The sequence below is a fragment of the Ideonella lacteola genome, assembly GCF_038066555.1.
Lineage (GTDB): Bacteria > Pseudomonadota > Gammaproteobacteria > Burkholderiales > Burkholderiaceae_C > Ideonella > Ideonella lacteola.
Genome location: NZ_JBBUTG010000029.1, coordinates 38,498 through 50,824 on the forward strand (window position 1 = coordinate 38,498; position 12,327 = coordinate 50,824).

The 12,327-nt window shown below is 65.5% G+C and carries 11 protein-coding genes; 9 read left to right on the top strand and 2 right to left on the bottom strand.

The features are described 5' to 3' along the window. Positions 1 to 14 precede the first annotated feature (14 nt). Positions 15 to 3,209, top strand: a complete 3,195-nt coding sequence (locus AACH06_RS26905; protein WP_341428904.1) for a CusA/CzcA family heavy metal efflux RND transporter — start codon at positions 15 to 17, stop codon at positions 3,207 to 3,209. A 72-nt stretch (positions 3,210 to 3,281) separates the two neighbouring features. Here AACH06_RS26905 and AACH06_RS26910 read toward each other — a convergent pair whose 3' ends face one another. Beyond that, entirely contained in the window at positions 3,282 to 3,830 is a 549-nt protein-coding gene (locus AACH06_RS26910) for a VOC family protein (protein ID WP_341428905.1), read from the bottom strand. A 70-nt stretch (positions 3,831 to 3,900) separates the two neighbouring features. Here AACH06_RS26910 and AACH06_RS26915 point away from each other — a divergent pair, with 70 nt between their 5' ends. Further along, positions 3,901 to 4,812: an AraC family transcriptional regulator gene (locus AACH06_RS26915; protein WP_341428906.1), complete on the top strand. Its 912-nt coding sequence runs from the start codon at positions 3,901 to 3,903 to the stop codon at positions 4,810 to 4,812. 100 nt (positions 4,813 to 4,912) lie between these two features. Here the strand turns inward: AACH06_RS26915 and AACH06_RS26920 are convergent, their stop codons facing one another. After that, positions 4,913 to 6,487 (bottom strand): methyl-accepting chemotaxis protein, encoded by a 1,575-nt coding sequence (locus tag AACH06_RS26920; protein WP_341428907.1) that lies wholly within the window; start codon positions 6,485 to 6,487, stop codon positions 4,913 to 4,915. Positions 6,488 to 7,052: 565 nt separating this feature from the next. Between AACH06_RS26920 and AACH06_RS26925 the strand changes: the two genes are divergently transcribed. The 7 genes from AACH06_RS26925 to AACH06_RS26955 all read left to right on the top strand — a co-directional run bounded on the left by AACH06_RS26925 (position 7,053) and on the right by AACH06_RS26955 (position 12,323). Beyond that, positions 7,053 to 7,649: a Pvc16 family protein gene (locus AACH06_RS26925; protein ID WP_341428908.1), complete on the top strand. Its 597-nt coding sequence runs from the start codon at positions 7,053 to 7,055 to the stop codon at positions 7,647 to 7,649. Next, entirely contained in the window at positions 7,646 to 8,380 is a 735-nt protein-coding gene (locus AACH06_RS26930; RefSeq protein ID WP_341428909.1) for a hypothetical protein, read from the top strand. The genes AACH06_RS26925 and AACH06_RS26930 overlap by 4 nt, the downstream gene beginning before the upstream one ends. 18 nt (positions 8,381 to 8,398) lie before the next feature. After that, on the top strand, positions 8,399 to 10,300 hold the full coding sequence (locus AACH06_RS26935) for a phage tail sheath C-terminal domain-containing protein (RefSeq protein ID WP_341428910.1): 1,902 nt from the start codon (positions 8,399 to 8,401) through the stop codon (positions 10,298 to 10,300). Between the two features lie 98 nt (positions 10,301 to 10,398). After that, positions 10,399 to 10,857 (top strand): phage tail protein, encoded by a 459-nt coding sequence (locus AACH06_RS26940; RefSeq protein ID WP_341428911.1) that lies wholly within the window; start codon positions 10,399 to 10,401, stop codon positions 10,855 to 10,857. 5 nt (positions 10,858 to 10,862) lie between these two features. Beyond that, positions 10,863 to 11,357, top strand: coding sequence for a phage tail protein (locus AACH06_RS26945; RefSeq protein WP_341428912.1), 495 nt, complete (start codon positions 10,863 to 10,865; stop codon positions 11,355 to 11,357). 20 nt (positions 11,358 to 11,377) lie between these two features. Next, positions 11,378 to 11,584 carry a hypothetical protein gene (locus tag AACH06_RS26950; protein ID WP_341428929.1) on the top strand — a complete coding sequence of 69 codons (207 nt, stop codon included), beginning with the start codon at positions 11,378 to 11,380 and terminating at the stop codon, positions 11,582 to 11,584. 34 nt (positions 11,585 to 11,618) lie between these two features. Next, on the top strand, positions 11,619 to 12,323 hold the full coding sequence (locus AACH06_RS26955) for a CIS tube protein (protein WP_341428913.1): 705 nt from the start codon (positions 11,619 to 11,621) through the stop codon (positions 12,321 to 12,323). Positions 12,324 to 12,327 lie beyond the last annotated feature (4 nt).

Below are 12,327 nucleotides of genomic sequence, written 5' to 3' on the forward strand. Positions count from 1 at the left end.
TCGGATGCATCAGCATGTTTGAACGAATCATCCGATTTGCCATCGAGCAGCGATGGCTGGTGCTGCTGGCCGCGGTGGCCATGGCCGCACTCGGCGTTTTCAGCTACCAGAAGCTGCCGATCGACGCGGTGCCGGACATCACCAATGTGCAGGTCCAGATCAACACCGCCGCGCCCGGCTATTCGCCACTGGAGACCGAGCAGCGCATCACCTACCCGATCGAGACGGTCATGGCGGGCCTGCCCGGCCTTCAGCAGACGCGGTCGCTGTCGCGCTACGGGCTGTCCCAGGTGACAGTCATCTTCGACGACGGTACCGACATCTACTTCGCGCGCCAGTTGGTCAACGAGCGCATCCAATCGGCCCGAGACCAGTTGCCGGATGGCATCAGCCCGGTCATCGGGCCGATCTCCACCGGCTTGGGAGAGATCTACCTCTGGACCGTCGAGGCCGACGAGGGCGCCAAGAAGGCCGACGGCACGGCCTACACGCCGACGGACCTGCGCGAGATCCAGGACTGGATCATCAAGCCGCAGCTTCGCCAGGTGCGCGGCGTCACCGAGATCAACTCGATCGGCGGCTTCGAGCGCCAATACGTCGTCGCGCCCAACCCGGAGCGCCTGTCCGCCTTCGGCTTCACCCTGGATGGCGTCGTCAGCGCGCTGGAGCGCAACAACGCGAACGTGGGGGCCGGCTACATCGAACGGCGTGGCGAGCAGTACCTGATCCGCGCGCCGGGCCAGGTCGCCTCTGCCCAGGACATCGGCAACGTCATCCTCGGCAACGTGGATGGCACGCCGATCCGCATCCGCGATGTGGCCGAGGTCGAGATCGGGCGGGAGCTGCGCTCGGGGGCGGCCACGGACAACGGGCGCGAGGTCGTCCTTGGCACCGTGTTCATGTTGGTGGGCGAAAACAGCCGCACCGTCTCTCAGGCTGTGGCAAGCAAGATGGTCGAGATCAACCAGACCTTGCCGCCCGGGGTGAAGGCCGTCACCGTCTACGACCGAACCACGCTGGTGGACAAGGCGATCGACACGGTGAAGAAGAACCTGGTCGAAGGCGCCGTGCTGGTCATGGCCGTCCTGTTCCTGTTTCTGGGCAATGTGCGTGCGGCCGTCATCACGGCGCTGGTCATCCCGCTGTCGATGCTGTTTACCTTCACCGGCATGGTCAGCCAGAAGGTGAGCGCCAATCTGATGAGCCTGGGGGCACTCGACTTCGGGATCATCGTCGACGGCGCGGTGGTGATCGTCGAGAACTGCGTGCGGCGTCTCGCGCATGCGCAGCAGCACCATGGTCGCGCGCTCACGCTTCGCGAGCGCATGCACGAGGTGTTCGTCGCGTCGCAGGAGGCACGCCGACCGCTGCTCTACGGGCAGTTGATCATCATGATCGTCTACCTGCCGATCTTTGCTCTCTCAGGTGTCGAGGGCAAGATGTTCCACCCGATGGCGTTCACCGTGGTGACCGCGCTGCTGGGCGCGATGATCCTCTCGATCACCTTCGTGCCGGCGTCGGTGGCGCTGTTCATCGGCCACAAGGTCAGCGAGAAGGACAACCCGCTGATGCAGGCGGCGCGGCGTTGGTACGCGCCCTGCCTGGACAAGGCGATGCAGGCGCCACCGGTGGTGTTGACGTTCGCTGCGGTGACCGTGGTGTTGTCGGGCCTGCTGGCCACGCGACTGGGCAGCGAATTCGTGCCCAGCCTGAACGAGGGCGACTTCGCCATCCAGACGTTGCGCCTGCCGGGCACCAGCCTCACCCAATCGGTGGCCATGCAACAGCAACTGGAAAGCGTCTTGGTCGACAAGTTCCCGGAAATCGAGCGGGTGTTCGCACGCACCGGCACGGCCGAGATCGCGTCCGACCCGATGCCCCCCAACATCTCCGACGGCTACGTGATGCTCAAGCCGATGGACCAATGGCCCGAACCGCGCAAGACGCGCGACGAGCTGCTGGCCGCCGTGCAAGTCGAAGTCGCCAAGCTGCCGGGGCAAAACCATGAGTTCTCGCAGCCCATCCAGCTGCGATTCAACGAACTCATCTCGGGCGTGCGGTCGGACGTCGCGGTCAAGGTGTTTGGCGACGACATGGAGCAGCTTCAGGCCACGGCTGCGCAGATCGCCGAGATCCTCCAGGCGCTGCCAGGGGCTGCCGAAGTCAACATCGAGCAGACCACCGGCCTGCCGATGCTGACCGTGGCGATCGACCGTGAAAAGACAGCGCGCTACGGTTTGAACGTCGGCGACGTGCAAGACACCGTGGCCGCCGCCGTGGGTGGCCGAGAAGCGGGAACCCTGTTCGATGGCGACCGACGCTACGACATCGTGGTGCGCCTGACCGAGCGGCTGCGGGGCGATCTCGATGCGATCGGGCGCCTGCCCGTCCCGCTGCCGCGGGCCGGAGAGCGCACGGCCTACGTTCCCTTGAGCGAGGTGGCCCAACTGCAGCTGCAGCCAGGTCCCAATCAGGTGAGCCGAGAAAACGGAAAGCGCCGCGTGGTCGTCAGCGCCAACGTGCGCGGCCGCGACCTCGGCACGTTCGTGGCCGAGGCGCAGGCGGCACTGACGCAGGTGAAGTTGCCACCCGGCTACTGGACGACCTGGGGCGGCCAGTTCGAGAACCTGCAGTCAGCAACGAGCCGGTTGCAGGTCGTGGTGCCGGTCGCGCTGCTGCTGGTGTTCACGCTGCTGTTCGCCATGTTCGGCAACCTGAAAGACGGCCTGCTCGTCTTCACCGGCATCCCGTTCGCCCTCACCGGCGGCGTGGTGGCGCTGTGGTTGCGCGACATTCCGCTGTCCATCTCGGCGGCAGTGGGCTTCATTGCGCTGTCCGGGGTGGCGGTGCTCAACGGGCTCGTGATGCTGTCGTTCATCCGCAATCTGCGCGACGGTGGCATGCCGCTGGACATCGCCATCCGTGAAGGCGCCCTCACCCGCCTGCGCCCCGTGCTGATGACGGCACTGGTGGCCTCGCTCGGCTTCGTGCCCATGGCCTTGTCCATGGGCACCGGGGCCGAGGTGCAGCGGCCTATTGCCACGGTCGTGATCGGAGGCATCCTGTCGTCCACCGCCCTGACGCTGCTGGTGCTGCCCGTGCTCTACCGACTCAGCCGCCGCAGAGACGAAGAAGAAGACTTCGCCCTGGCCCCCGGCCCGGCCGACAGGCTGCCTGGGGCCCACGCCAACCCCGCCACAGACGGCTGACCCGCGACTAGCCAGCGCCCCACATCTGGCCGGGCGACGCGCCGCCCCGCACACGGCACCTTCCCCACCGGCTCATCGGGCCGTGGCGGTCGCCGCCGGCGGTGTCGCGCCCGGGCGCTGCGGGCTGGCGACATGCTGGTCGAACAGCAGGGGGTTGCCGTCGGGATCGGTGACCATGAAGAACGCAGGGCCGGTGCCGCCTTCATCGGCCGGCGCCGTCACGGCGATGCCGCGTGCCGCCAACGTGCGCTGCAGCTCGCGCACGTCGGTGAACTCGGCGAGCGTCTGCTTGTCTGCCGACCAGCCCGGGTTGAAGGTCAGCAGGTTCTTTTCGAACATGCCCTGGAACAGGCCGATTCGGGCCAGGCCGCTTTGCATCACCACCCAGCGTTGGGCCAACACGCCGCCCACCTGGACGAAGCCCAGCTTTTCATAGAAGGCCTTGGAGACCTGGATGTCCTTGACGGCCAGGCTGACGGAGAAATTGCCGAGATCCATGGTTGAGCTTTCAGTGGCGTGGCTGGGTTGCAGTGCCGCCAAGGACATCACCAACCCCACCACCGGTGCCGTCAAGGCAGCGCGTGCTCCCCAACCCGGCCGGGCGATGCGGTGTGGCGTCATTCGATGTCTCCTGCTGCGTTTGCGGTGAGCGATAGGATGCCCGCCAACTTCAGCTGCGGCTTGCCAAATCTTGCGGATCGAGACGTCTTCCAGCGCCTGCGCCGAGCGCATCAACCGGGCGATCGACCATGTGGTGACGCACCTGAACGGGCCGCTGCGCCTGGAAGACGTGGCCGCCGCGGCCCACGTGTCGCCGTTTCACTTCCACCGCCTTTTCAAGGCCACGTTGGGCGAGAACCTGGCCCAGTTCATCAAACGGCAGCGGCTCGAACGCGCGCTGTACCTGATGTCGCACGAGCCGGCCACGAGGCTCACCGACGTCGCGCTGCGCTGCGGTTTCGCGTCGTCGTCAGACTTCTCGCGCAGCTTCAGGCAGCGCTACGGCCTGCCCCCCAGCGCCTTCGACCTGGAGGCCTTCCGCCAGTCGCGGCGCGAGGAGTTTGAGCGCATCCTGAACCCGGGGCGGGCCGTTGACGCGAGCTACTTCCTGGCGCCGGGCGAGAACCCGGATGGGTTCGAGGTGACGCTGCGCGACCTGCCGCCGCGCACGGTGGCTTACATCCGCGTCCTGGCGCCGCATCGGCCGGGTGCGGTGCAGGCGGCCTGCGAGCGCCTGATGCGGTGGGCCGACGAGCGCGGCTTGGGCGGCGGCTCGTGGCTGGGCTACATGTGGGACGAGCCGGAAATCGTCGCGCTGAAGGATTGCCGCTATGACGCGGCCGTCGTCGCCGACGGGTCTTTTGCGCCCGTCGGCGGCGTCGCCCGCTTTGACTTCCCGGCCATGCGGGTGGCCGAGGTGATCGTCCGGGGCGACCTGGCGCTGGAAGCTCGCGCCTTCGACTGGCTGTACCGCACCTGGCTGCCGCACAGCGGCTACCTGCCCGACGACCACCCGACCTTCGAGGCCTGGATCGGTCGCCCCTACGCGCATGGGGCGGAGCACGTCGAGATCGCGTGCCAGCTGCCCGTGCGCCGCGCTTGAAGGCAGCAGGGCGCTGCCGGACGCCGCGGCACGCAGGGAGACGCAGTGAGAGGCAGCGAGACGCCACCCGAAGGCGCGCCAGGCGGCGCGCCTGGGCGCCTTACACCGAGGCGTGGGCGATCTTGAAGACCGCCACGGCCTGCACGAGTTCCTCGGCCTGCACCTTCAAGGCCTCGGACGTGGCCGCACTTTGTTCAACGAGCGCGGCGTTCTGCTGCGTGGCCTGGTCCATCTGCGTCACCGCTTCACCCACCTGCTTGACACCTGCGGATTGCTCGACGCTCGCCGAACTGATTTCACCCATGATGTCGGTGACACGCTTGATGGAAGACACGACCTCGGCCATCGTCGAGCCGGCACGGTCGACGAGCGCCGTGCCCGCTTCAACGCGCTCCACGCTCGTGGAAATGAGTGTCTTGACCTCTCGTGCCGCGTCGGCGCTGCGTTGGGCAAGCGTCCGCACCTCGCCGGCCACCACGGCGAAGCCGCGCCCTTGTTCACCTGCGCGCGCGGCCTCGACGGCGGCGTTCAGCGCCAGGATGTTCGTCTGAAAGGCGATGCCGTCGATGACACCGATGATGTCGACGATCTTCTTCGAACTCTCATTGATGCCCCTCATCGTGTCGACGACCTGGCCAACGACCTCGCCGCCTTGCGTCGCCACCTCGCGGGCACCGAGGGCCAGCTGGTTGGCCTGCCGTGCGTTGTCGGCGTTCTGCTTCACGGTCGAGCCCAACTCTTCCATCGAGGCGGCGGTCTCCTCCAGCGCGCTCGCTTGCTGCTCGGTGCGGCGGGACAAATCAGAGTTCGCCTGAGCGATCTCCGACGACGCATTGGCCAGGCCGTCTGCGTTGGTGCGTACCGAGTGGACGATCCCTGCCAGACCCGCTTGCATCTGCGCCAGGTGCGCCATGACGCTGTCGGCATCGCCGGGCCGGATCGTGACCGCCGTGCTCAAGTCACCCAGTGCCACGGCCTTGGCCAGATCTGCCGCCTGCTGGGGCTCACCGCCAATCTGCCGGATCAAGCGCCCGATCACCGACAGGGCGACCCCGATCAGAACGATCGCCGAGGTCAGCGCCGCCGCGATCAGCACCCAGGTGGCACGCGAGGCGGTCGACACCGCATCGGCGTGGGTCTGCTTCACGGCCTCTTCATTGAACGACGACAGCTCGTCGATGGCGGCACCCAGCTCATCAAAGAGCTTGGAGTCCGCATCGTGCGCACTGGCCCGCGCGGACTCCGCCGCCGACGCGTCGGAAGAACTCATGGCGAGTCGGGTCGACTCTGCGTGTTTCACGAACTCGTCGAAACGGCGTCGTACCGTCTCCTCCAGCTTTCGCTCTTGATCGCTGTCGATTCTCTGCTCATAGTCAGTGAACAGCGGGCCCGCCGCTTCGATGTAGCGACGCATGTCGGCTTCATCGGTCTGGATCTGCTCGGGGCTTCGGGCGAGCGTCAGCTTCAGTTGCTTCTCGCGGACGTTGCTCGCAACGTCGTTGATCTTTCCGATGATCAGCAAACTGGGAATCGCGTCTTCCGAAACATCTGCCTCGGCGTCGGCCAGACGCTGGATGTTGACGTAGGCGATCGTGCTGATGGCGGCCGCGGCGGCCAGGCCGGACAGGGCCAAGGAAAGCAGTTGGCCCTTCAGGCCCATGGAGATCTTGAACATTCGGTGAGTCAATGCGCCTGAGGACTTGCCTGAAATCACTCCGTTCTGGGTCGCCGCAGCTTGCTCACTCGCATCCTGTTTCTGATGCTTTGTCGGCGACGTCGAGATACTTCCCAGGAGCTGGTCAGGTTCAAGTCAGTTTCTTGGTTGTAGGGTTCAGCGCAAGGGTTCGACCGATTCAGGCGATGGGTTTCTCGGGTCGGGTTCAGCGCCACGCACGGCATCGACCTTTGAGCGTGTTTGTTGAGCAGAGACACACCATGTCGGCCCTTTGATCGCGAAGAACCACCGATTTCACGGGGCCTACTGCGCACGTCATGTCGACTTCGAGAATATGTGATGGGCTCTTGTGGGGCTTTCGGGTGAATGGCCGCTTCAAAAGGCCCGGTCGGCGTGGTGGACATTCATGTCGGTGGCGCTTGAAAGCCCCAATGCCACGCGAGGGTTCCCCCCATCAGCATTCTGCTGATCAGAAAAATGCCGAGCTGAAATCAGCCGTGGGCCGATAGGCCGAAGGCGCGAGGGTGCCTAACGTGTGGGCCGTGACCAACCAGCCCTTCACGCCATGATCGACGCCGCCTTGAGCCTGATGGCCGGGCAGCTCAACGAGCATCTGCGCCGGCGCTACCAGCTCAGCGAAGACCTCGCGGTGCTGTCGAACCTGCTGGAGCAGAACGGCACGCTCGTGCCGCTGGTGGCGAACAAGCTGGTGCTGTTCCTGGCCGGGGTGGAGCGCGACACGATCGCCCACCGGGCCCCTGGGGCCCAGTTGGGGCTGCGGGCTCAGCAGCTCACCACCAGCGAGCCGGTCTACCTGAATCTGCTGGTGATGTGCGCTGCCAATTTCAGTGGCGGCAACTACCCCGAGGCGTTGAAGTTTCTCAGCAGCGCCATCGCCTTCTTCCAGTCGCACCAAGTGCTTGACCAACACAACGCGCCCGGACTCGATTCACGGCTGGAGCGCCTGGTGCTGTCGATCGAGAACCTGAGCAGCTCGGAGATGCACAGCCTCTGGGGCATCCACAGCGGCAGGTATCTGCCCTCGGTGCTGTACCGGGTCCGAATGGTCAGCCTGGATGGCCAGCAGGTGCAGGGCCGCGACAGTGGCGTGCGGGGCACCGACACCCAGGCTTCCGCCGGTCAACCGAGAAGCCTGTCATGATCACCCTGCGCCTGCATCTGCTCGCGTACCTCGAAGCGCAGCACGACTACTTTGCCGACGGCCGCGCCCGTGGCATGCGCTTCGAGCCGACCGCCGCCTGCGCCGAGTTGATCCGTGCATTCGGCTTGGTGGTGCGCGACAACGGCCAGACCCTCAGCCTGCATGCCCCCGAAGCGCGGCTGGATGACCTGCGGCAGGAACTCGCCGCCCCCATCCCGCGAGATGACGGCGGCGCGACGCGCGGCACGCTCGACTTCACGGTGCGCAGCACCGAACCCGCCTTCGCCTACTACACCGAAGACCCGGCGCCGCAGACGGTGCGCTTCGACCTGGGCGACGGCGCCGACGCCGCCGCCTGGCGCGCCGGCCTGGGCCAGCGTTGGGCGCTGCAATGGTTCAGCCGCCGCAGCATCTGGTGCTACTGGCTGCTGGGCGAGTGGGAAGAGAAGGTGATCTCGATCGTCGACACCCAGGGCCAGCGCGAATTCGAGTCGCTGGGCCTGACCCCGATCGAAGGCTCGCCCGACCATCAGGCTCACTGTTTTCGCTCGCGGGCACCCTTGGCCCTGTCCGAACGGGTACCCACCGGATTGCAGCTGCGCGCGGGGCATACCGCAGCGGCGACCCGGGTTGTCATGTCCCAGCTGCCGGCTCCGCGGCCGACGGCATTGCAGTTCGAGAGCGGGCCGGGCGGCCGGCAGGCCGTCTCCGAAATCTTCGTCAGCCGCTGACCCACACAGGAGAAACCGATGGGTGTCATGAAAACTCCGGGCGTCTATATCGTCGAGAAAAACGCCTTTCCGAATTCGGTGGTCGAGGTCGCCACGGCCGTGCCCGCCTTCGTCGGCCACACCGAATGGGCCGATAACCACAACACGCCATTGACGCTGCGGCCCTGGCCGATCAGCTCGATGGCCGAGTACCACCAGTACTTCGGCGGGCCACCCAAACCACGCTTCAGCCTGGCTGAGGTCAGCGACCCGTTCGACGCCCAGTTCCAAGCCATCAGCCAGCCCGACACGCCGTCCAGCAAGAAGGGCTACCGGCTCAGCCAGGTCAAAGGCAGCGCCGGGGGCGACTATGGCCTGTACAACGCGCTGCGCCACTTCTTCCAGAACGGCGGGGGCCGCTGCTACGTCGTCTCGATCGGCAACTACAAGCAGGAGCTGGACCCCGAGCTGTTCCAGAAGGGCATCGATGCCCTGAAGAAAGAGCAAGAGCCAACGATGCTGCTGGTGCCGGAGGCGGTGCGCTTCAGCGATTCGGACACCTGCAAGGACATCCAGCAGGCGATGCTCAGCCACTGCGGCTACGAGATGAAGAACCGCGTGGCCATCCTCGACGTGTGGAATGGCGACAAGCCACGCGAGTTCCCGCAGGGTGACCCGGTGGCGGCCTTCCGCGACAGCCTGGGCATCAACTTCCTCGACTTCGCCGCGGCCTACTACCCCTGGCTCAACACCTCGGTGGTCGGCGAGAAGGAGATCGACTTTCAGAACATCGAGGCCGGCAGCCTCGACCTGCTGTCGCAGTTGATCCGCGCCGAGCTGAACCTGCCCGACGCCGTGGATGCCACGACCAAGGCGCACACCCGGGCGATGTTCGAGGAAGTCGCCAAGCTCAAGACCAACTTCACCCCGGTGGTGGTGGCCGAAGCGCGCAAGCAACGCGACGATGCCGCGGCCAAGGCCGGCCGCGCCAAGATCGTCAGTGAAGGCAAGGCGGCCAAGAAGAGCGATGCCGACATCGAAGCCGACCTGAAGACCTTCGACGATACGCAGAAGACTGCCGCCGCCGATCGGGCCAAGGCCTACGAAGAGGCCCGCAAGAAGTTCGTCGACGACACCGTCGCGGCGGCCAAGGCGGCCGACAGCGCCCTGACCGACGACGACGCCAAGGCCCAGGCCGAAGCCGCCGCCGACAACGTGTGGGAAGCCAGCTACGACAACCCGCTGTCCACCGATGCGCTGGATGCCGGCGTCAAGGCCCGCCGCGACCTGTTGAACAAGACCCTCGCCGGCGCGAGCCAGGTCTACAAGGCCGTGCTCACCGAGGTGCGCCGTCAGCTCAACGTGATGCCGCCCAGCAGCGCGATGGCCGGCGTCTACACGATGGTGGACAACACCCGCGGCGTGTGGAAGGCCCCGGCCAATGTCAGCCTGAATGGCGTGATCTCGCCCACGGTGAGCATCTCGGCCGAGCAGCAGGAAGACCTGAACGTCAGCGCACAGGGCAAGTCAATCAACGCCATCCGATCCTTCATCGGCGAAGGGGTGTTGGTGTGGGGCGCTCGCACGCTGGACGGCAACAGCCTCGACTGGCGCTACATCAACGTGCGCCGCACGATGATCATGCTGGAAGAGAGCTGCCGCCTGGCCGCCAAGGCGCTGGTGTTCGAGCCCAACACGGCCAACACCTGGATCACCATCAAAAGCATGATCACCAACTTCCTGACCAGCGTCTGGAAGCGTGGCGGCCTGATGGGGGCATCACCCGAGGATGCGTTCTCGGTGCATGTGGGGCTGGGCGAGACGATGACGCCGAACGATGTGCTCGAAGGCATCTTGCGGGTCACGGTGCTGGTGGCCATGGTCAGGCCGGCCGAGTTCATCGAGATCACCTTCCAGCAGCAGATGCCCAAGTCGGGTTGAGCTGCCGCCGTCACCCCTTGACTGCTTGCTGGGTGCGGGCGGCTTCGTCGCACTGAAGACCGCCCTGCCCCGATCTCTACACGCAATGGAGCACTGAAATGGCCGACGACGGTTCCAAACAATCCACCACAGTGTGGCCCCTGCCCAAGTTCTACTTCCAGGTGAAGTGGGACTCTGCGGTGCTGTCCTTCGAAGAAGTGTCCGGTCTGGACGTCGAAGCACAGCCCATCGAATACCGGCATGGCGACAGCCCGGTGTTCTCTGCCATCAAGATGCCGGGCCTGAAGAAGTACGGCAACGTCACGATGAAGAAGGGCGTGTTCAAGTCAGACAACAAGTTCTGGGACTGGTTCAACCAGATCAAGATGAACACGATCAAGCGCATCCCGGTCACCATCAGCCTGCTCGACGAAGAGGGCAAGCCGACGATGGTCTGGACCTTGACCAACGCCTGGCCCACCAAGATCACCGGCACCGACCTCAAGGCCGAAGGCAACGAGGTGGCGGTCGAGACGATCGAAGTGGCCCACGAGGGTCTGACCATCGCCAACGCCTGATCGCCATGAGCGTGGTCGCACCAGGAACGGCGATCGCCCAGGCGCTGGGCCTGGTCGACTACCCGCCCTCGGCGTTCTACTTCGCCGTCAACGTCGGCATGCTGGCCACGCCCTTCGACACCTCATTCCAGGAGGTGTCGGGGCTGTCCCAGACGATGGAGACCGAAGACCTCGTCGAGGGTGGCGAGAACCGATTCGTGCACAAGCTGCCCAAGGGGGTTCGCCAAGGCAACCTCAGCCTCAAGCGCGGCGTCGCCACCATCACCTCGCCCCTGATGGTGTGGTGCAAGGTAGTAATGGAAAACGGGCTCACGCTCGGCATCACACCTCTGCCCGTGCTGGTGCACCTGTTGAACGAGAGTGGCCTGCCGATCCGCAGCTGGTGCCTGAACAACGCCTACCCGGTGCGCTGGGAGATCGAGGCCTTCAACTCGACCAAGAACGAGGTCGCGATCGAACAGATCGACTTCGCCTACCAATACTGCATGCGACTGCTATGACGCTCGAAGTACGGCAATTGGTGCTCAAGGCCGTCGTCGACGACGAAGAAGACGACGAGGACGACGAGGAAGGCCGTTCGCGCCGCCGCAAGAAGAAGAGTGCTGGCGGCTGCGGCGGCGGGGCCGAGGGCGACGGCTGCGACGAAATGGAGCAGATGAAGGAAGAGATCCTTGCCGAATGCCGCACCTGGCTGATGTCGCAGCTGCAACTGTTGCGCGAACGTTGATCGACCGCCCACCCTCCACGAACCGAGCAGCACCATGCAGTTGCCCTCGATCTCCGGCTCCAAGCAGCCACTGTCCATCACCGGCTGCACGATCAACGACAGCACCGGCATCGTGACGGTGGACTCGAGCGCCCAGTACAAGCTGCTGATCAACCCGTCCGAGTTCTCGCACGAGCGCACCATTTGCTACAACACCAAGCGCACCCAGGGCCAGGTGGGCAACCCGGTCAAGTTCAGCGCGATCAATCCCGACAAGATCAGCTTCTCGGTGGTGTTCGATGGCACCGGCGCCGTGCCGTCTGGCCTCGGCATCTTCAGCTCGACCGATGTGGCCGATCAGATCGAGTCGCTCAGCAACATCATCTACGACTACCAGGGCGGCAAGCACCAGCCCAACCCGGTCCAGATCCTCTGGGGCACCTTGATCTTCTACGGCCGCCTGCAGAGCCTGTCGACCAACTACACGCTGTTCAAGCCCAGTGGGGCGCCGCTGCGGGCCAAGGCCGATCTGCAGTTCATGGGCTTCGTGAGCAATGAAGAGGGTCGCATCTACGCCGACCGCTCCAGCCCCGACCTGAGCCACTCGGTGGAGGTGCGCGAGGGCGACACGCTGCCGCTGCTGTGCCAGCGAATCTACGGCGACAGCCGCTACTACCCCGAGGTCGCCGCCTACAACGGGCTGCGCGAGTTCCGCCGCCTGCAGCCCGGTGTCCGGCTGCACTTTCCGCCGCTGCGCTGAACCG